Below are 18,735 nucleotides of genomic sequence, written 5' to 3' on the forward strand. Positions count from 1 at the left end.
AGTTGTGCCTGGAGCGGTTGGAGGTTGTTGCCCGGCTGGAGGCTGAGCTGGCGGCCGTGAAGGCGCAAAATGTGGCTGAGTGCCGCGGGTTGCAGCAGGCCATGACCCCGCCGGATGCATCCGTGCAGGACCGCACCTACGCGGAGATGTCCGTCGTGGAGGAGATCGCCGGGGTCCTGACCGTCAGTTCCGCGGCCGCAGGGGCGTTGGTGGATGTTTCCCGGCGGGTCTGTTCCTTGCCCTTGGTGTTCGGGGCGTTGTCCGCTGGGGACATGTCGTGGCAGCACGCCCGTATCGTCGCCGACGAAACCGAAGGCCTTGATCCGGTGGGGGCGGCCGGGTTGGTGGAGCATTTCTTCGACCCCGGCGCTCCCAACGCGGCCCGGGGTGCCGCGCCCGGTGAGCTCGTGCCGTCCCGGTTCCGGGCGAAGGTCCGGGCCTGGCGGGAACGCCACCACCCCGACTCCATCGAGAAGCGGCATGTAAAAGGTGTGTCCGACCGGCGGATGGACTACACCCCGGACCGGGACGGCATGGCCTGGCTCTCGCTCTACCTGCCCGGGGACACTGCCTGCGCCATTTGGAACCGCACCACCGCCACCGCCCGTGGTTTGCAGGCCGCTACGGAAGAGCGCACGCTCACCCAGTTGCGCGCCGACGTCGCAGCGTCCCTGCTCCTCGGCGCAGGGAGCACCAGCGGTGGCGGCAGCACCGAGGGGGCAGGGACCACGGCGGCAGCGGAGGCCGCCAGCGACACGGATCCGGTGCACGCCAGTGGGATCGGCAAAGTCCCCACCCCTCGGGCGGATGTCCTGGTCACGGTGCCGGTGTTCTCGCTGCTCGGCCTCACCGATGAGCCGGCCACACTCGACGGGCTCGGACCCATCCCGGCGTCCATCGCGCGCAAACTCGTCGCCGACGGCGCCGATTCGTTCTACCGGGTCCTGGTCGACCCTCGGGACGGGGCACCCCTTCAGATCGGCCGCACCCGCTACCGGCTCACCGAGACCATCAAGAAATGGATCAGGATGCGGGACGCCAAATGCACCTTCCCCGGCTGCAACAACCGCACCCCCGACAACGACACCGACCACCTCACCGCCTGGGGCGACGGCGGCACCACCGACGTGCCCAACCTGGCCCAACTCTGCCCCAAACACCACCGGCTCAAACACCACAGCCAATGGACACCACATCCAGCCACCACGAACGAACCACCCGGCTGGACCTCACCCACCGGCCGCCACTACCAACCCGAACAACCCGACCCCGAACCAGCCCACTGGCCACCAGGCACCCTTCACGTGGATCAGCCGGAAACGGACGCGACCGCTTATCAGGACGACGACGTCCAGTGGCAACTGCTGCTTGCCGGGATGCCCTCGTGGCCCGACCCGCCACCCGAAGAACCAGCAGGCGATGACATCCTGGATCCAGATGAGCTTTCGCCGGACGACCCCCAGTGGGACGACTTCTCCGCCCTGATATTCCGATTGCCTGCCGACCCACAAGCCGATTGGCGGTTACTTGCATCGCACACCTGACGCTGTGGCTCATCACGCGTATCGAGACGCAGTGCTCGCGGTGCGAGCACTCCACGTATACCCACCACGGGTACAACCCCTTCTTTAGGGCTGCCACGGGCCAGGAGGGCTGGAGTCTTCTACCCCAGCCCCACGGCCTTGCCAAAGAGGCTGAAGCCGACGAACGCCACGATGTCCAGCAGCGCGTGGGCAATGACCAGCGGCATGACGCGGCGGGTTCGGGTGTAAAGCCAGGCGAAAACCACGCCCATGATCGCGTTGCCGATGAATGGCCCGAAGCCTTGGTAGAGGTGGTAGCTGCCGCGCAACACGGAACTGACGGCGATGGCAAGGGGTGTGCTCCAACCGAACTTGCCGAAGCGGTCCAGGAGGTAGCCAACCACAATGACTTCTTCCAGGACGGCGTGCCGGACGGCGGACAGGATCAGGACGGGCACTGTCCACCAGTAGGCATCGAGCGCGCTGGGGATGATCGCGGTGGTGATTCCCAACGCACGCCCGGCGGCGTACAGCCCCAGGGACGGTATCCCGATCAGGGCTGCCAGCCCCAGGCCCTGCAGCAGGTCCCTTCCGGGCCGCGCGAAGTTGAACCCAAGTTTTCGGAACGCGGAACCTGATTGGCCGGCCTCGCCCGGGGCAGCGTGGCGTTGATCCGTGAGGAAGTAAAGGACCAGCAGCACCGGAACCAGGGCAAAGATGATGTCCAGCAGCTGGTAGGTCAGATCAAAGTACTCCCGCGTACTCTGCGACCGGTTCAGTGTGGAGGTGCCCTCCGCCAGCGGCGCACGGGTCATTTTGTCCAGCAACTGCACCACAGAGTACACAGCGGACTGGCCGAGGGACAGGCCCAGGACGATCCAGACTTCGAGCCGCAGACGACGGCGGGAGGGAACCAGCATGTTCCCATCTTGCCCCGAGTTTCTGGATCCGGGCTGATGGAGCGGACGTGTGGACCACAAGCATGGTTGACGTCAGGTGCCAAGGATCCAGTCCGGACATCAGAAGCCGGACATTAGAAGCTGGGCATGTCAGGCGGGATGAGAGGTGTCGCGTTTCAGGCGGGAGCGATAATCACTTCCGTGCCCCGGGCTTCGAAGGCCGCCTTGTCGCGTGCAGAAATGCCGGAATCGGTGATGAGCCGGTTGAAGTCGTAGCCGTCCATAGTGGCAAAGGCCCGGACACCCACCTTGGAGGAGTCGGCCAGGACGTACGAGACACGGGCCCGGCTGGCGAGCAGCGCGTTGACCGAGGCCTCCCCTTCACCGGTGTTGGTTGGCCCCACTTCGGGATCGATGCCGTTGACGCCGATGAAAGCGATGTCGAGCACCACTTTTTGCATGATGATGTCCGTATAGGGTCCCACCAGCTCGTAGGAGCGCGGGTTGAGGATGCCACCGGTGACCATCACCTTGATGTTGGGACGCACCGCCAGCTGGCCGGCAATATTGATGGCGTTGGTGACGACGGTAAGCGTTGGCTGGTTGGACGGGGCGTTCAGGTCCTCACGGGTGGCCAGGATTTGGGCCAGCGCGGTGCTGGTGGTTCCTCCGCAAAGACCGATCACCGCTCCGGGCCGGATCAGCGCCGAGGCACACTGCGCGATCTGTTCCTTAGCTTCGGCGTGGTCGTCGCGGTTGTAGCGCCCGGGCAGGTCGTAAGCGAGGGCACCGGTAGTGGCGCCTCCGCGGGTCCGGGTCAGCAGCCTCCGCTTGGCCAGGCTGTCCAGGTCGCGGCGGGCGGTGGCTGGGGAAACGTTGAGGGTGCTGACGATCTCGTCGACTTCCACCTGGCCGGTCTTGGCCAGCAGGTCAAGAATTGCCGTCAGGCGGTCAGTGCGCGTCATGCAGCGGGCCTTTCAGTACACCAGCCATCCCAGCAGATGACGTTTCATGATTATAAACCACGGCTAACAATCAAGAACAATCAGAAACCCAACGAAATCTACCGTTCTCGTACGCCGGCCCGCCACACAGCGTACGTCAACGGCATCCCCGGCCGGTAGGCGAGGTGCGTGGCAGAGGGTGCATTCAGCAGCTGCAGGTCAGCCCGGTGCCCGACAGCGATCGACCCCACGGCGCGCTGCCCGTCGGCGTCATGCCCCGCCTCCTTGTGCAGGGCCAGGGCACCGCCGTAAGTTGCCGCGCGGACGGCCTCGTGCACGCTCAGGTGCATCTGCAGAACGGCAGTGGTCACGCAAAACGCCATGGAACTGGTGTAGGAAGTGCCCGGGTTGCAGTTGGAGGCCAAGGCCACCTGCACCCCGGCGTCCAGGAGCTCGCGGGCGGGGGCCAACGGCTGGCGGGTGGACAGGTCGCAGGCAGGAAGGCAGGTGGCAACGGTACCCCGCTCCCCCGTCCCCACGGCCGGGTCCCAGCCCGACCAGGAAGCAGCCAGGGCTTTCACATCCTGCCCGGAAAGGTAGTTCACGTGGTCGACGCTGGCGGCGCCCAGCTCAACGGCAAGTTGCACCCCCGGCCCCTCGCCCAGCTGGTTGCCGTGGACGCGCAGGCCCAGCCCCGCGGCCCGGCAAGCCAGCAGCACGCGGCGCGACTGCTCTGCGGTGAAGGCGCCTTCCTCGCAGAAAACGTCGGCCCACTGGACATAGGGCCTGACGGCGGCCAGCATCGGACCGCAGACCAGATCAGTGTAGGCCTCGGCATCCTCCCCGGCGGGAACCAGATGGGCACCGAGGAAGGTCACCTGGTCGGCCACGGTGGAAGCAATCCGGGCGCTGCGAACCTCGTGCTCCACATTCAGGCCGTACCCGGTCTTCGTCTCCAGGTAGGTGGTCCCCTGCGAGACCGCCTCAGCCACCCGCCCCATCGCCAGGCGCGTGAGATCAAAATCGGACGTAGCCCTAGTGGCATTCATGGTGACGGCGATGCCACCGGCCGCGTACGCCTCACCGGCCATCCGGGCTTCGAACTCGGCCGTGCGGTCCCCGGCAAACAGCAGGTGGCTGTGGGAATCAACCCATCCTGGCAGCATGGCCCGCCCGCCGGCATCGACGGCGTCGTCCGCTGCGGGCGCATCCGCTGCCGCGCCGATCCATGAGATCCGTTCCCCTTCAACCACCACGGCGGCGTCCTTCAGGACCCGGTGTTCAAGGTCCTGCGTCATCAGCTCGGCGATATTGGTGATCAGGGTGCTCATGGGACCATTCTTCAGCGTCGGATGGACCAGCGGGTGGCAGCCAGCGCCTGTGCTGTCCGGGATGCCGGACCCGCCGTGTCCGCTTCGCCGCGTACGGGTTGCCCGGCAAGGATCTGGGCAGCAGCGAGCTCTGCCATGGCTGCGGACGTCTGGAATCCGTAGCCGCCCTGCCCGGCAAGCCAATAGAACCCGGCTGCTTCGGCGTCGAACCCCGCCACCGGCACCCCATCGGCCGCCTCGGTGCGCAGGCCCGTCCAGGCCCGGCGGATCTCCCTGATCCCCAAGCTGGTCATCGAATTCAATAGCTCCACCAAGCGTTCCACATCACCGGGCCGCGGCCGCGCGTCCTCGGGCCCACTGGGCACCGTCTCGGACGGCGAGATGAGCACATCGTTGCCTTCGCGGCGGAAGTAGAACGTGTTGTCCGCTGCCGCCACCATCGGGCTTTGCCCAGGAAGGGGATGTTCGACGGCGGCAATCGCCGCAGTGCGCCGGTAGGGCTGGAGGCCGAGCTTCTCGACGCCGCTGATCACCGCGAGCTCGTCAGCCCAGGCACCGGCCGCGTTGACCAGCACCCCGGCACTGAATCCCTCGGCACCGGCCCCCACCTCCCAGCCGGTACCCACCCGCTGGGCCGAATGCACCCGTGCCCCCGTGAAGATGTCCGCCCCGGCGGCCAGCGCCCTCTTGCGGTGATCCTCCAACAGGACCGGCGCGTTGCAACCGAAGGAACCGGTATCCAGCCCGGCGGCGGCAAACGTTCCCGGCAGGAGCGCCGGACACAATTCCAGGGCGCGGTCCACCGGGATGGAGCGCATGTGCCCGCTGGCTTCGGCCGACACATCCGCTTCGGAACCGATCAGCATGAAGCTGCGCGGCGTCAGGACCGGTTCGGGCAGTTCCGCGTCGCGGGCGGCGAGCAGTTCAAGGGTCCGGACGGTGAGCTCCTGAACCACGGGAGGCCCGTAACTGGGGATGAGCTGACGGGCGGAGCGGGAGGACGTGTGGTACGCCAGCTCCTGCTCCGCCTCCACCAGCGCAACGCTGCAGCGCCCCGCGAGCGCGGACGCCAGGGACAGGCCGGCAATGCCGCCGCCAACGATCAGGACATCGTAATGTGCTGCCATCGGTCCATCCTCGCAGAAGTAGCGCCTGCGGGGACCGGCTTACCGGAACTCCCGTCAGGCTGCTGCTCCGTTTAGGCTGCCGCCTCGGCGCGGCTGGCGACGAACGCACGGACGCACGCTTCGACGTCGTCCAACGAATGCGCGGCGGACAACTGCACCCGGATGCGGGCGGCACCGCGCGGGACCACGGGGAAGCTGAAGGCGGTGACGAAGACGCCGTGCTGCAGCATCCGGTCGGCCACCTTGGCCGCCACCACGGCGTCGCCGAACATGACCGGAACGATCGCGTGCTCGCCCGGAAGCAGGTCGAAGCCCTCCTCGGTCATCCTGCGGCGGAACAGCGCGGCGTTTTCGAACAACCGGCGGCGCAGCTCCGCCGAGTTTTCCACCAGGTCAAGCGCCGTGAGCGTGGCGGCCACAATGGCAGGCGCCAGCGAGTTTGAGAACAGGTACGGGCGTGCCTTTTGCCGCAGCATGGCCACGATCTCGCCGCGGCCGGAGACGTAGCCGCCGGATGCCCCGCCCAGTGCTTTGCCGAAGGTGCCCGTGTAGATGTCCACCCGGTCCGAGACCCCCGCGTGCTCCGGGGTGCCCGCTCCGGTTGCCCCCATGAAGCCTACGGCGTGGGAATCGTCCACCATCACCATGGCGCCGTACTTTTCGGCGAGATCGCAGATGGCCTCGAGCGGGGCGAGGAAACCGTCCATGGAGAAGACGCCGTCGGTGACGATCAGTGTCCGGCGGGCGCCCTGTGCTTCCTGGAGGCGCGCCTCGAGTTCGGCCATATCCTGGTTGGCGTAGCGGTAGCGCTTGGCTTTGCAGAGCCGGATGCCGTCGATGATGGAGGCGTGGTTCAGGGCGTCTGAAATGACAGCGTCGTCCGGGCCGAGGAGGGACTCGAAGACGCCGCCGTTGGCGTCGAAGCAGCTGGAGAACAGGATGGTGTCTTCGGTTCCCAGGAACGCCGAGACCCTGGCTTCGAGTTCCAGGTGCAGATCCTGGGTGCCGCAGATGAACCGGACGCTGGCCATGCCGAACCCGCGCTCATCCATGGCGGCCTTGGCAGCGCTGATGATGTCCGGATGGTCCGCCAGGCCCAGGTAGTTGTTGGCGCAGAAGTTCAGCACGTCAGTGCCCGGACCACCGATCCGGCCCGCGGTGATGTGGCTGGACTGCGGTGAGCTGATGCTGCGTTCGGTCTTGTAGAGCCCTGCGGTGCGGATCTCGTCCAGTTCGCCGCGGAGCTGGTCCTTGATGGAGGTGTACATGGGGTTCCTTACAGTCGGGTCCAGTCGAGGACAACTTTGCCGCCCACGCCGCTGCGGGCAATGTCGAAGCCCTTCTCCCAGTCCGTGGCGGGCAGCGTGTCCGTGACCACGGCGGAGATTCCGGCGTGCAGCACCGGGTTGGAGGAGAGCATGGCGCTCATCGCGTACCAGGTTTCGTACATCTCGCGGCCGTAGATGCCTTTGAGCGTTAGCATGTGGGTGACCACCTTGCCCCAGTCGATGGTGATGTCCTGGCTGGGCAGGCCCAGCATGGCGATCCGGCCGCCGTGGTTCATGTTGTCGATCATCTCAGGCAGGGCGGTGGGGTGGCCGGACATCTCCATTCCGACGTCGAATCCCTCACGCATGCCCAGCTCACGTTGGGCATCGCGGACGCGGGTGGTGGAGACATCGATGGCAAGGTCCGCGCCCAGGTGCTTGGCAAGCTCCAGCCGCGGGCCCGAGACATCCGTGATGGCGATCTTGCGCGCACCGGCGTGGCGGGCGACAGCGATGGCCATCAGGCCGATGGGACCTGCGCCGGTGATGAGCACGTCCTCGCCCACCAGCGGGAAGCTCAGCGCGGTGTGGACGGCGTTGCCGAATGGATCGAAGATGGCGCCGAGCTCCGGGGTGACCGAGGGGTCGTGGTGCACCCAGACGTTGGTCTCCGGAATGACAACGTACTCGGCAAACGCGCCGTCGCGCTGGACTCCCACGCTGACCGTGTGGATGCACATCTGCCGGCGCCCGGCACGGCAGTTGCGGCAGATGCCGCAGACCACATGGCCTTCGCCGGAGACGCGGTCTCCTACCTTGACCTCGCGGACGTCCTCGCCCACCTCCACCACTTCGCCGTAGAACTCGTGGCCGGCAATGAGCGGAGCCTCGATCATGCCCTGCGCCCAGGCATCCCAGGACTGGATGTGGAGGTCGGTTCCGCAGATCCCGGTGGTCATCACGCGGATCTTGACGTCCGCCGGACCCGCCGTGGGTTCCGGCCGGTCGACGAGTTCGAAACCGGCGTACGGGCCGGCCTTGTACAGGGCCTTCATTGGCATCCTTACTTGTTGGCATTCACATCAGCGGGCGTGGTTGTCCCCTCATTGAAGCCCCGCAAAAGCATTAGCACAACAGGAATCTTCTCAATCGACGATTTAGGAATCCCTAATGGATACACTGGCGGGGTGGAAATACATCAGCTGGAAATCCTCCGCGAGCTGGGGGCGCTGGGAAGCGTGAAGGCGGTGGCCGACACCCTCATGGTCAGCCCATCGGCGGTATCGCAACAACTGGCGCACCTGCAACGGACGGTGGACGTGCCGTTGACGCGCAAGGAGGGCCGGAACCTGGTGCTGACCGAAGCCGGCCAGGTCCTCGCAGACGCGGGTGCCGCCGTCGTCAGCGCCATGGCCGATGCCCGCGGCGCGCTCGGCACCTACCACGGCTCGCCCGCGGGCCGGGTCACCCTCAGTGGCTTCCACAGCGCGGGGCAGGCCCTGTTTGGCCCGCTGGCCCGCATGCTGGACCGGCCCGGGCATCCCCGGATCGAGCTCTCCGACGAGGACGTTGCCCAGCAGGACTTCCCAGCCCTCACCGCCCGGTACGACCTCGTGCTGGCGCACCGCATGGACCACAGCCCCCGCTGGCCCACTGAGCGCGTCGCCGTCATCCCACTGGCGCACGAGCCCCTGGACGTGGCGCTCCCTGCCGGGCATCCGCTGGCCCGGCAGGACAGGGTGACGGTGGACGACGTCGGCGCCGAGGCCTGGGTGACCAGCCACCCCGGCTACTCCCCCGCCGACGTCCTTTCCGCCGTCGCGGCCGTCTCCAGCCGGGAACCGACAATCGTCCACCGCATCAACGACTACTCCACGGTGGCGGCCCTGGTGGCTGCTGGCGGCGTGGTGGGGCTGCTGCCCCGGTATACCGCAGGGCCGGTCCTCAACCCGGACATCGTGCTGCGGCCGCTCGAAGGCATCAGCACCCGGCGCCGGATCGACCTGCTGGCCAGGCCGGAAAACCTGAAGCGGCGGGCCGTAGTGCTGGTCTGCGAAGCGCTGGAGGACATCATGGCCGGGCTGGTCCAGCAGGGGTAGGCGGCGGCCATCGGCCCGAGGCAGGCGTGGCCGGACCGGCGCAGCTACGCCCCTTCACCATCCTGCTGGCTGCCCGCACCCATCTTTTTGCCCATGCCATGACCGCGTCCCAACCCCAAGCCCGGGCCGTCACCGGCACCGTCGACGATCCGCTTGGCAGTGGCTTTGTCCCCGTCCTTCACGCCGGCGATGCGCACGGTGTCGCCGGTGGCGATGTCCGCCGTCGTTCCGGCTGCCGGCTTGCGGCTCGCACCGTCGTCGGCCGCTGGAAGTTTGGTGATCTTGGTGTCGGCGTTGACGTTGTAGGACTGGATGAAGCCGTCCTCGCTCTTGACGGTGATGGCGGAGTCGCTGACGGACTCCACGGTTCCGCGCTGTTCGAGGACGGTTTGGAAGCTCCCGTCTGGCTGCTTGACTACTGCCTCACCGTGGAGCGGTTGGGCATGCTGGGACTTCTGCTGCCCGGGTGCCTTCTGTTGGCCCGGGGCCTTCTGCTGACCCGGGCCCTTCTCCTGACCCGGCGCGGTCTGGGAGGGGGACGGCGTTGGCGTCCCCGTGGCCGACCAGGCCAGGGCAGCCCCGGTTCCGGAAAGGGCCAAGGCCACCGCCCCGGCCAGCATTGCCTTGCGCATCCTCAATGGGTCCCGGACCATGGTTGTTCCTTCCGCAGCACTCCCAAGGCATCACCGCCCTGAGTCACTTGTACCCTGTGCCCTCCTGTGCCCTGTGGGCTTCAGTCTAAGTCCGCCACGCCCGCGCGGCCACGGGTACTTTGCGGCCGGCGGCACCTGAGTACTTAAAGCCCAACTGGGTCGCAGTTAATGTCGTTATAAGCGCTCAAAACGACATCTGCTGCGACCCAGTTGGGTGTGGGAGTTCTAGGCGGTGACGCCCAGCTTTTCCAGGATCAGCTCTTTGACGCGGCCGGCATCAGCCTGGCCGCGGGTGGCCTTCATGACCCCGCCCACGATCGCGCCGATAGCCTGCACCTTGCCGGCGCGGATCTTGTCCGCGACGTCGGGCTGCGCGGCAAGGGCGGCGTCGATGGCTTCCAGGAGGGGTCCGTCGTCGGACACGACCGCCAGGCCGCGCTTTTCGACGATCTCTTCCGGGGTGCCTTCGCCGGCGAGCACGCCGTCCAGGACCTGGGAGGCCATCTTGTTGTTGATCTTGCCGGCCTCAACCATGCGGCTCAGTTCCACAACGGTGGCAGCCTGGACGCCCAGCTGGCCCGGGTCGACGTCGGCAGCCTTGGCCCGGCCGACGATCTCGCCCATCCACCACTTGCGGGCCACTGAAGCTGACGCGCCGGCGGCGATGGTTTCCTCGATTTCGTCCAGGACTCCGGCGTTCACTACGTCGCGGAATTCCAGGTCGGAGTAGCCCCAGTCAGCCTTGAGCCGCTTGCGCCGCTCGGCCGGCGGCTCGGGAAGCGTTGCACGCAGTTCCTCCACCCATTCACGCGAGGCCACCACGGGCACCAGGTCAGGTTCCGGGAAGTAGCGGTAGTCGTCGGCGTCGGACTTGGGCCGCCCGGAGGTGGTGGTGCGGGTGTCCTCGTGCCAGTGCCGGGTTTCCTGGACCACCGGGTTTCCGGAGGACAGGACGGCGGCGTGCCGCTGGATCTCGTAGCGGACGGCGTGTTCCACGGCGCGCAACGAGTTCACGTTCTTGGTTTCGGAGCGGATGCCGAAGCGTTCGCGGCCGTGCGGGCGGAGGGACACGTTGGCGTCGCAGCGGACGTTGCCGCGTTCCATCTTTGCGTCCGAGACGCCGAGGTTCTTGACGATCTCGCGGATGGCGGCCACATAGGCCTTGGCCAGTTCCGGCGCGCGGGAGCCTGCGCCCTCGATGGGCTTGGTGACAATTTCCACCAGCGGCACGCCTGCACGGTTGTAGTCCACCAGGGAGAAGTCGGCGCCTTGGATGCGGCCGGTGGCCCCGCCCATGTGCGTCAGCTTTCCGGCGTCCTCTTCCATGTGCGCGCGCTCGATCTCCACCCGGAACACGGTGCCGTCTTCGAGTTCGATATCCAGGTAGCCGTCGTACGCGATGGGTTCGTCATACTGCGAGGTCTGGAAGTTCTTGGGGGTGTCCGGGTAGAAGTAGTTCTTCCGGGCGAAGCGGCAGGATTCTGCGATGGTGCAGTTCAGCGCCAGGCCGATCTTGATGGAGGACTCGATCGCGGTCTTGTTCACCACGGGCAGGACGCCCGGCATGCCGAGGTCCACCTCGTTGACGTTGGTGTTGGGCTCGTCGCCGAAGACGTTGGGCGCGGAGGAGAACATCTTGGTCTTGGTGTTGAGCTCCACGTGGACCTCGAACCCCAGGACGGGATCGTACTTCTCCATGGCCTCGTCGAAGCTCAGGATTTCATCGGTGCTCATTATTTTGCCTCCTGGGTTTCGAGGGATACGGCGCCCAGCGCGGGAGCCTGGGCCAGCAGCGGGCCGCCCCACTTGGCTTCCAGCAGTGATTCCAGGACAGCGCCGACCCGGTAGAGACGGGCATCCTCGCGGGCCGGGGCCAGCAGCTGGATGCCTACGGGCAGGCCGTCCTCGTCGGCCAGGCCGCCGGGCAGGGACAGGCCCGGTACGCCGGCGAGGTTCGCCGGGATGGTGGCGACGTCGTTGAGGTACATGGCCAGGGGGTCGTCCAGTTTTTCGCCGAGCGGGAAGGCCGTGGTGGGCGCGGTGGGCGAGATCAGGACGTCGGCCTGCGCGAAGGCAGCCTCGAAGTCCCGCTGGACCAGCGTGCGCACCTTCTGGGCGGAGCCGTAGTAGGCATCGTAGTATCCGGCGGACAGGGCGTAGGTGCCCAGGATGATGCGGCGCTTGACCTCATCGCCGAAGCCGGCCGCGCGGGTGGCTCCCATGACGCGTTCAATGGTCATGGGCCCGTCCTCGGGGAGGACGCGCAGGCCGTAGCGGACGCCGTCGAACTTGGCCAGGTTGGAAGAGGCCTCGGACGGCATGATCAGGTAGTAGGCGCCCAAGGCGTACTGGAAGTTGGGGCAGGAAACCTCAACGATCTCCGCTCCCGCCTCCTTGAGCAGTTCCAGGGCATCGTTGAAACGGTTTTCGACGCCGGCCTGGTAGCCCTCGCCGTGCAGTTCCTTGATGATGCCGATCCGCAGGCCCTCGACGTTGCCGGTCTTCGCGGCGGCCACCAGGTCCGCCAGCGGTTCCGGCAGGGAGGTGGAGTCGCGTGGGTCATGGCCGCCGATGACCTGGTGCAGCAGGGCGGAGTCCAGGACGGTGCGGGTCACGGGGCCGATTTGGTCCAGGGAGGACGCCATGGCGATGGCGCCGTAGCGGGAGACACTGCCGTAAGTGGGCTTCACGCCCACGGTGCCGGTGACGGCGCCGGGCTGGCGGATGGATCCCCCGGTGTCCGTGCCGAGCGCCAGCGGGGCCTCGAAGGCAGCCACGGCCGCAGCTGAACCGCCGCCGGAGCCGCCCGGGATCCGGTCCAGGTCCCAGGGGTTGCGGGTGGGTCCGTAGGCAGAGTGCTCGGTCGAGGAGCCCATGGCGAACTCGTCCAGGTTGGTCTTGCCAAGGATCGGCATCTTGGCCGCGCGCAGGCGCTCGACGACGGTGGCGTCGTACGGACTGTGCCAGCCTTCGAGGATCTTTGAGCCCGCCGTGGTGGGCTGGCCGATGGTGACGATGAGGTCCTTGACGGCAATGGGGACGCCGGCCAGGTAGTGCAGTGCTTCGGCTTCTGCTCCGCCGGCGGCTCGGATGGCGTCCACCTCGGCGGCGACGGCGAGCGCTTCCTCGGCGTTGACGTGCAGGAAGGCGTTGACCTGTCCGTCCACGGCGGCGATCCGGTCAAGGTAGGCCTGGGTGGCCTGGACGGCGGTTACTTCGCCGGCGGCGAGCTTCTCGGCCAGCTGCGCGGCGGAGAGGCGGATCAGGGTTTCGGCGCTGATGCCGGTGGGGTTCTGTTCAGTCATGGTTATGCCTCATCCAGGATGGCCGGGACCTTGAAACGGTTGTCATCGGAATCCGGTGCGCCGGAGAGTGCCTGTTCCGCCGTGAAGGTGTGTCCCACGACGTCGTCGCGGAAGACGTTGGCGAGCGGGATGGGGTGGGAGGTCGCCGGTACGTCATCCCCGGCGGCCTCGCTGACGGATTTGACCGAATCGACGATGACGGCGAGTTCGCCGGCCATCCTGTCCAGCTCGTCGGCACTCATCTCGATGTGAGCGAGCCGCGCGAGATGCGCGACGTCGTCACGGTTGATCGCAGCCATGGATCTCCCCTGCAAAGTTCGAATTGTTTTCCGATCCAGTCTAGTGGGGAAACGCCGATGCCCGTCTGACATCCCCCAGCGGGCGTCAGACGGGCACCTTCGAGCCAGGCCCTGCCTCGGGGACAGGAGCACAGGCAGCTACAGACTAGCCGATTCCGATGGCTCCGGTCAGCATCCCGACGCCAAGCATGACCAGGGAGATGACTGCGGTGCGCCACAGGACTTTCTTGTGGTGGTCGCCCAGGTCCACCTTGGCCAGCGAGACCAGGAGGAGGATGGCCGGAACCAGCGGGCTCTGCAGGTGGAACGGCTGGCCGGTGATGGAGGCCCGGGCCATGTCCGCGGCGCCGACGCCGTAGTGCGCGGCCGTTTCGCTGAGGACGGGCAGGACGCCGAAGTAGAACGCGTCGTTGCTCATGAAGAACGTCATGGGGATGCTGAGCACGCCGGTGATGACGGCCATGAACGGACCCATGGAGGTGGGGATGATCTGGACCAGCCAGGCGGACATTGCCTCGACCATGCCGGTGCCCTTGAGGACGCCGGTGAGGACTGCGGCGGCCATGACCATGCTGACCACGGCGACGATCGAGGGTGCGTGCGCAATGAGCTGGGCGCCCTGGTCCTTGACCTTGGGGAAGTTGACCAGCAGGGCGATAGCGGCGCCCACCATGAACACGAACGGCAGCGGGATGATGTTGGCCACGAGGACCACCATGACAGCGACGGTCAGGGCAAGGTTGAACCAGAACAGCTTGGGACGCAGGGTGCTGCGGTTGGGATCCAGGGCAGTGTCGGCCATGGCGGAGTCGTTGTCGTCCACCAGGGCTTCGGTGCGTTCCAGTACGGCGACCGAACCACCGGAGGGAGCCGCGCCGGACGGGGCCGGGGTGTTTCCCTTGCGGCCGGTGCCGGACGGGCCGGTTCCGGAGGCACCGGCGGAAGCGCCGCCGTCGAACTCTTCTGCTGTCCCGGGCACGCCCCAGATTTCGGGGGCGGTGGCACGGAGGCGGTTGCGCTCCTGCAGGCCGAGGAGCCAGGAGAAGGCGAAGACGACGACCAGGCCGGCCACGAGGGACGGGATCATGGGGACGAAGACGTCGTTGACGTCGATCTTCAGGGCGGTGGCGGCGCGGGCGGTGGGGCCGCCCCAGGGCAGGATGTTCATGGTGCCGTTGGCCAGGCCAGCCACGCAGGTGAGGACCACGGGGCTCATCTTCAGGCGCAGGTAGACGGGCAGCATGGCCGCGGTGGTGAGGATGAACGTGGTGGACCCGTCGCCGTCCAGGGAGACGGCGGCCGCGAGGATGGCGGTACCCAGGACAACCTTGGCGGGGTCGTTGCCCAGCTTGCGGAGGATGAACTTCACCAGCGGGTCAAAGAGCCCGACGTCGATCATCAGGCCGAAGTAGATGATGGCGAACATCAGCAGGGCGGCGGTGGAGGTCATGGACTTCATGGAGTCCATGACCATGGTTCCAATGCCCAGGCCGGCGCCGGCAAAGAGGCCAAAAACGGTGGGGACAATGATCAACGCCAGCACTGGCGTCAACTTCTTCGTCATGATCAGCACCATGAAAACCGCGATCATGGCGAATCCAAGTATTACCAGCACAGCCGGCTCCTTCTTGTGAACAGCGGCACAGCGGTGTGACGCGTGCTACAGACTGTAGGGTGGCGTCCGTCACGGCGGTGCCTTTGGCTCAATTGATTGGCATACTGCTTATTGGGAGCATTTTGCTCATTGTGCTCACGCTGTTTCGGTGCTTGCCGGCAGCCGTTACCGTAGAGCCATACCCGTCACGCCACGCCCGTCAAGGAGGATGAATGCAGCGTCCCGCGCCCCGGCAGCCGCTGCGCTTTTCCACCCAGACGCTCCTGCTGCAGGTAGCCGTCGTGCTCCTGGTGGTTCTCCTGAGCGCCGCGGTGCATGCCTGGCTGACATACGACCGGGTGGGAAGCGATGCGGAGGACCAGGCGCTGACGCTGGCCCGGACCGTCGCATCCGATCCGGAGGTCAGGGCGGATGTGCTGGCCATCAGTGAACAGCCCGGCACTCCCCCGCCCGCCCAACTCCTGGCAGGCCCGCTGCAGGCCTCCGCAGAGGCGGCACGGACCAGGACCGGTGCGCTGTTTGTGGTGATCACGGACGAAACCGGTATCCGCCTGGCCCACCCGGATCCGCAGCGGCTCGGCGAAAAGGTGAGCACAGACCCCTCCGAGGCCTTGTCCGGGCAGGAAATCACCACCCGGAACACCGGAACGCTGGGCCCTTCCGCAGGGGCGAAAGTCCCCGTCTATGCGCCCGGCACCGCCACGGTGGTGGGTGAGGTGAGCGTGGGCTACTCCATGGAAACCGTGGCCCAAAGCGTGGGCCGCGACATCGGCCCGGTGGCCCTGACTGCCGCCGGGGCACTGCTGGCCGGGGTGCTGGGATCCTTCCTGCTGCGCCGCCGCCTCCAGCGGCTCACCCTGGGCCTGGAACCGGAGGAGATCAGCACCCTGGTGCACGACCAGGTGGCGGTGTTGCAGGGCGTGGACGACGGCGTCATAGGCGTCAGTGCCGACGGCCGGGTCAGCGTGTTCAACGCCGCAGCGCAGCGCCTGCTCGGATTGCCCGACCTGTCCGGGACGCGCTGGGAGGACGCACCGGTGCCGGCGCAGCTGAAGTCGCTGACCCGGCCGGCAACCGGTGCAGTAGTTCCGGCCCCGGGTACCAGTGCTGCAGTTCCGGCCCCGGGTACCGGAAGTGCAGGCCAGGATGCCCTGGAACTGGTGGCCGGCGGCCGGGTCCTGGTGGTGAATGCGCGCAAGGCGCTGCACCGACGGGAGGATCTGGGCTGGGTGATCATGCTCCGCGACCGTACCGAGCTGCAGGAGCTCACCCGGCAACTCGATGCCGTGGGCACCATGTCCACCGCGCTGCGCGCCCAACGCCACGAATTCGCCAACCAGCTGCATACCCTGGCCGGTTTCCTGGGGATCGGGCAGCACCAGGAGGCTCGGGACTATCTGGCCGGGCTGGCCGCCACCGGTCCGCTGAAGTTCCCGGTGGACCAGGCCGAACTGCTCCAGGATCCCTACCTGCAGGCGTTTGTGGGGGCCAAGGGCGTGGAAGCGGACGAACGCGGTGTCGCCCTCCGCATCGGGCCCGAAACCCTGGTCCGCGGCCAGGTCACGGAGGCCCAGGATGTGACCACGGTGCTGGGGAACCTGATCGACAACGCCGTCAATGCCGCCGTGGCCGGGTCCTCGACCGACCGTTGGGTTGAGCTCGAGGTGCTGGATGAGCCGGACGAGGACGGCGGGACGCTGCACATCGTGGTGGCGGACTCCGGTGACGGGCTGGCGGAAGGAACCGATCCCGAAAGCGTGTTCGCCGAGGGTTTCACCACCGCCGCCGGTCCGGTCCGTGCCGCTGGCGGGCAGGGCTTCGGCCTGGCCCTGGCCCGGCAGCTGGCACGCCGGCGCGGCGGCGATGTGAAGGTGCTGGACGGCGGATCCAGGGGTGGGCCGGGCGCCGTGTTCATGGCCATCCTTCCGCAGACGACGGCGGGAAACCCTGCTGCAAAGACCTTGGGGACAGCCGGAAAGGATACCCATGGCTGATGATTTTCGGGTCCTGATCGTGGACGACGACTTCCATGTGGCCAAGCTGCATGCAGCCTACGTGGACTCGGTGGCCGGGTTCCTGGCCCTGGCACCGGTTGGCACGGCGTCGCTCGCCCTGCAGGCTATCCACAGCCTGCGGCCTGACCTGGTGCTTTTGGACGTGTACCTTCCGGACGCATCGGGTCTGGACCTGCTGCAGCAGCTGGATGTGGACACGGTCATCCTCAGCGCCGCTTCCGATCCTGCGTCGGTCCGGGCGGCGTTCCGCCGGGGCGCTTTGGGGTACCTGCTCAAGCCCTTCACGGCTGAGTCGTTGTCCCAGCAGCTTCGCTCCTATGCCAGGTACCGGCGCCTCCTGGGGCAGGCCGGGGCCCTTGACCAGGAGGCAGTGGAGCGCGCAAAACGTTCGCTGATCCCGGGGGACGTCACGTCGTCGTCGAAACCCCGCTCGGCGACCGAGGCGGCCGTGCTGGAATCACTGGCGCCGGGCGAGCAATATTCCGCTGCCGAGGTGGCAGCCCGGGTGGGAGTCTCCCGCGCCACCGCGCAGCGCTACCTGTCCTCACTGGCCGACGACGGCGCGGTGGACATCCAGCTGCGCTACGGCACCACCGGCAGGCCGGAACACCGCTACGGCCTGCCGGTGCGTTAGGGCAGGAAACTACGCGCTCTTCTGGGCGACGAGTTCGATCTCGACCAGCATGTTCGGGTCAAGGAACGGCAGTACGTGCACCAGGGACAGGGTAGGGCGGATTTCGCCAAACACTTCGCCGTGGGCCTTGCCTGCTTCCTCCCACTTGCTGATGTCCGTCAGGTACAGCTTGGACTGCACCACGTCCTCGTAGGCGAAGCCGGCGTCGGCCAGGACCTTGCCGAGTTTCTGCAGGATGTACTGGGTCTGGGTGTAGAAGTCGTCCCCCACGATGCCGTCTTCGCCGCTGGCGGCGGTGGCCGAGATGTAGAGGGTGTTGTCCACCTGGACGGCGCGGGAGTAACCGAGGGTCTGTTCCCAGACGGAGCCGGTGCCGAAGGTTTTACGCATGGGTGGGCCTTTCAAAGCTGGAATGGGTCGCCACCACTGTAGGGCCGCTACAGGTCGCGCCGGTAAACCAGCAGTTTTGTGTCGGTTCCGGGAACGAACCAGTCCCGTTCGGGCACCCGGTGGAAGCCCGTCCTGCGGTACAGGCCGTGCGCGCTTTCCCAGTCCTTCCCCGTGGTCAGCGCCACCGCGCGGATGCCCGGCAAGGTCCTGGCGTAGCCAATGATGGCTTCCACCATGGCGCGGCCGGCACCGCTGCGCTGGACGGCAGGGTCCACCACCAGCATCCGGAATTCCAGTTCGTCCGGCAGGGCAATGTCCGCGTACGGTTCGCCGGCGAGTGCCAGGGTGACCGAACCGATGACGGTCCCCTCCCGTTCGGCCACCCAGGTGGTGGCCTGTTCCGCGCGCTCTGCCACATCCATGATCTTGACCATGTACGGGTGGGCGGCGTCGTCGAAATACCCTGCGGCAAGGTAGGAGTCGCCGGTGATGCGGGCGACGTCGCTGAAGTCGGCCTCGACGGCGGGACGGATGGTTAGCTGCGGCTGCACCCGTCAATGCTAGTGGCGGTTGGGGTGCCCGCGCGCCCAAACCGGTCTTTCCGTGATCGAACTATCAGAACGGGCCGCCTTA

Annotated in this window: 17 protein-coding genes; 4 read left to right on the top strand and 13 right to left on the bottom strand. The window is 67.0% G+C overall.

The window, feature by feature from the left end; all coding sequences use genetic code 11:
* On the top strand, positions 1–1,544 hold a 1,544-nt coding region (locus QRN53_RS08710), incomplete at its 5' end, for an HNH endonuclease signature motif containing protein (protein ID WP_285243614.1).
* A gap of 119 nt (positions 1,545–1,663) precedes the next feature.
* On the opposite strand, the gene QRN53_RS08715 is transcribed toward QRN53_RS08710, so the two are convergent.
* The 6 genes from QRN53_RS08715 to tdh all read right to left on the bottom strand — a co-directional run bounded on the left by QRN53_RS08715 (position 1,664) and on the right by tdh (position 8,147).
* Complete coding sequence (locus QRN53_RS08715) at positions 1,664–2,443, bottom strand: CPBP family intramembrane glutamic endopeptidase (protein WP_285243615.1); 780 nt, start codon at positions 2,441–2,443, stop codon at positions 1,664–1,666.
* Positions 2,444–2,598: 155 nt separating this feature from the next.
* The gene (locus QRN53_RS08720; RefSeq protein WP_285243616.1) at positions 2,599–3,387 is read right to left on the bottom strand and encodes a DeoR/GlpR family DNA-binding transcription regulator; all 789 of its coding nucleotides are present in this window, start codon (positions 3,385–3,387) and stop codon (positions 2,599–2,601) included.
* A 98-nt stretch (positions 3,388–3,485) separates the two neighbouring features.
* Entirely contained in the window at positions 3,486–4,697 is a 1,212-nt protein-coding gene (gene hutI, locus QRN53_RS08725; RefSeq protein WP_285243617.1) for an imidazolonepropionase, read from the bottom strand.
* 11 nt (positions 4,698–4,708) lie between these two features.
* The gene (locus QRN53_RS08730; protein ID WP_285243618.1) at positions 4,709–5,824 is read right to left on the bottom strand and encodes an NAD(P)/FAD-dependent oxidoreductase; all 1,116 of its coding nucleotides are present in this window, start codon (positions 5,822–5,824) and stop codon (positions 4,709–4,711) included.
* A gap of 71 nt (positions 5,825–5,895) precedes the next feature.
* Positions 5,896–7,092 carry a glycine C-acetyltransferase gene (locus tag QRN53_RS08735; protein ID WP_285243619.1) on the bottom strand — a complete coding sequence of 399 codons (1,197 nt, stop codon included), beginning with the start codon at positions 7,090–7,092 and terminating at the stop codon, positions 5,896–5,898.
* Between the two features lie 8 nt (positions 7,093–7,100).
* A complete protein-coding gene (tdh, locus tag QRN53_RS08740; protein WP_285243620.1) occupies positions 7,101–8,147 on the bottom strand; it encodes an L-threonine 3-dehydrogenase in 1,047 nt (348 codons plus the stop codon).
* 132 nt (positions 8,148–8,279) lie between these two features.
* Here tdh and QRN53_RS08745 point away from each other — a divergent pair, with 132 nt between their 5' ends.
* Positions 8,280–9,191 carry a LysR family transcriptional regulator gene (locus QRN53_RS08745; RefSeq protein WP_285243621.1) on the top strand — a complete coding sequence of 304 codons (912 nt, stop codon included), beginning with the start codon at positions 8,280–8,282 and terminating at the stop codon, positions 9,189–9,191.
* 44 nt (positions 9,192–9,235) lie between these two features.
* On the opposite strand, the gene QRN53_RS08750 is transcribed toward QRN53_RS08745, so the two are convergent.
* The 5 genes from QRN53_RS08750 to QRN53_RS08770 all read right to left on the bottom strand — a co-directional run bounded on the left by QRN53_RS08750 (position 9,236) and on the right by QRN53_RS08770 (position 15,063).
* Positions 9,236–9,844 carry a hypothetical protein gene (locus QRN53_RS08750; protein WP_285243622.1) on the bottom strand — a complete coding sequence of 203 codons (609 nt, stop codon included), beginning with the start codon at positions 9,842–9,844 and terminating at the stop codon, positions 9,236–9,238.
* A 225-nt stretch (positions 9,845–10,069) separates the two neighbouring features.
* Positions 10,070–11,578 carry an Asp-tRNA(Asn)/Glu-tRNA(Gln) amidotransferase subunit GatB gene (gene gatB / locus QRN53_RS08755; RefSeq protein WP_285243623.1) on the bottom strand — a complete coding sequence of 503 codons (1,509 nt, stop codon included), beginning with the start codon at positions 11,576–11,578 and terminating at the stop codon, positions 10,070–10,072.
* Positions 11,578–13,149: an Asp-tRNA(Asn)/Glu-tRNA(Gln) amidotransferase subunit GatA gene (gene gatA / locus QRN53_RS08760; RefSeq protein WP_285243624.1), complete on the bottom strand. Its 1,572-nt coding sequence runs from the start codon at positions 13,147–13,149 to the stop codon at positions 11,578–11,580. Before gatA ends, gatB begins: the two co-directional genes overlap by 1 nt.
* A gap of 2 nt (positions 13,150–13,151) precedes the next feature.
* Positions 13,152–13,448 carry an Asp-tRNA(Asn)/Glu-tRNA(Gln) amidotransferase subunit GatC gene (gatC, locus tag QRN53_RS08765; RefSeq protein ID WP_285243625.1) on the bottom strand — a complete coding sequence of 99 codons (297 nt, stop codon included), beginning with the start codon at positions 13,446–13,448 and terminating at the stop codon, positions 13,152–13,154.
* Positions 13,449–13,593: 145 nt separating this feature from the next.
* On the bottom strand, positions 13,594–15,063 hold the full coding sequence (locus tag QRN53_RS08770) for a CitMHS family transporter (protein ID WP_285243626.1): 1,470 nt from the start codon (positions 15,061–15,063) through the stop codon (positions 13,594–13,596).
* Between the two features lie 212 nt (positions 15,064–15,275).
* Here QRN53_RS08770 and QRN53_RS08775 point away from each other — a divergent pair, with 212 nt between their 5' ends.
* Together QRN53_RS08775 and QRN53_RS08780 are read left to right on the top strand one after the other, a co-directional pair.
* A complete protein-coding gene (locus QRN53_RS08775) occupies positions 15,276–17,057 on the top strand; it encodes a sensor histidine kinase (protein ID WP_285243627.1) in 1,782 nt (593 codons plus the stop codon).
* Positions 17,050–17,712: a response regulator gene (locus tag QRN53_RS08780; protein WP_285243628.1), complete on the top strand. Its 663-nt coding sequence runs from the start codon at positions 17,050–17,052 to the stop codon at positions 17,710–17,712. Before QRN53_RS08775 ends, QRN53_RS08780 begins: the two co-directional genes overlap by 8 nt.
* A 9-nt stretch (positions 17,713–17,721) precedes the next feature.
* Here QRN53_RS08780 and QRN53_RS08785 read toward each other — a convergent pair whose 3' ends face one another.
* Together QRN53_RS08785 and QRN53_RS08790 are read right to left on the bottom strand one after the other, a co-directional pair.
* Positions 17,722–18,102, bottom strand: coding sequence for a RidA family protein (locus tag QRN53_RS08785; RefSeq protein ID WP_285243629.1), 381 nt, complete (start codon positions 18,100–18,102; stop codon positions 17,722–17,724).
* A 47-nt stretch (positions 18,103–18,149) separates the two neighbouring features.
* Entirely contained in the window at positions 18,150–18,653 is a 504-nt protein-coding gene (locus tag QRN53_RS08790; RefSeq protein WP_285243630.1) for a GNAT family N-acetyltransferase, read from the bottom strand.
* Positions 18,654–18,735 lie beyond the last annotated feature (82 nt).

Source organism: Pseudarthrobacter sp. fls2-241-R2A-127, assembly GCF_030209355.1.
Taxonomy (GTDB): domain Bacteria; phylum Actinomycetota; class Actinomycetes; order Actinomycetales; family Micrococcaceae; genus Arthrobacter.

What these genes read in the sequence shown, in the direction of transcription:
- QRN53_RS08715 (WP_285243615.1), bottom strand. Translation starts at nt 2,443, where the DNA reads ATGCTGGTTCCCTCCCGCCGTCGTCTGCGGCTCGAAGTCTGGATCGTC.
- QRN53_RS08785 (WP_285243629.1), bottom strand. Translation starts at nt 18,102, where the DNA reads ATGCGTAAAACCTTCGGCACCGGCTCCGTCTGGGAACAGACCCTCGGT.
- gatB (WP_285243623.1), bottom strand. Translation starts at nt 11,578, where the DNA reads ATGAGCACCGATGAAATCCTGAGCTTCGACGAGGCCATGGAGAAGTAC.
- gatC (WP_285243625.1), bottom strand. Translation starts at nt 13,448, where the DNA reads ATGGCTGCGATCAACCGTGACGACGTCGCGCATCTCGCGCGGCTCGCT.
- QRN53_RS08735 (WP_285243619.1), bottom strand. Translation starts at nt 7,092, where the DNA reads ATGTACACCTCCATCAAGGACCAGCTCCGCGGCGAACTGGACGAGATC.
- gatA (WP_285243624.1), bottom strand. Translation starts at nt 13,149, where the DNA reads ATGACTGAACAGAACCCCACCGGCATCAGCGCCGAAACCCTGATCCGC.
- QRN53_RS08780 (WP_285243628.1), top strand. Translation starts at nt 17,050, where the DNA reads ATGGCTGATGATTTTCGGGTCCTGATCGTGGACGACGACTTCCATGTG.
- QRN53_RS08775 (WP_285243627.1), top strand. Translation starts at nt 15,276, where the DNA reads ATGCAGCGTCCCGCGCCCCGGCAGCCGCTGCGCTTTTCCACCCAGACG.
- QRN53_RS08750 (WP_285243622.1), bottom strand. Translation starts at nt 9,844, where the DNA reads ATGGTCCGGGACCCATTGAGGATGCGCAAGGCAATGCTGGCCGGGGCG.
- QRN53_RS08720 (WP_285243616.1), bottom strand. Translation starts at nt 3,387, where the DNA reads ATGACGCGCACTGACCGCCTGACGGCAATTCTTGACCTGCTGGCCAAG.
- tdh (WP_285243620.1), bottom strand. Translation starts at nt 8,147, where the DNA reads ATGAAGGCCCTGTACAAGGCCGGCCCGTACGCCGGTTTCGAACTCGTC.
- hutI (WP_285243617.1), bottom strand. Translation starts at nt 4,697, where the DNA reads ATGAGCACCCTGATCACCAATATCGCCGAGCTGATGACGCAGGACCTT.
- QRN53_RS08730 (WP_285243618.1), bottom strand. Translation starts at nt 5,824, where the DNA reads ATGGCAGCACATTACGATGTCCTGATCGTTGGCGGCGGCATTGCCGGC.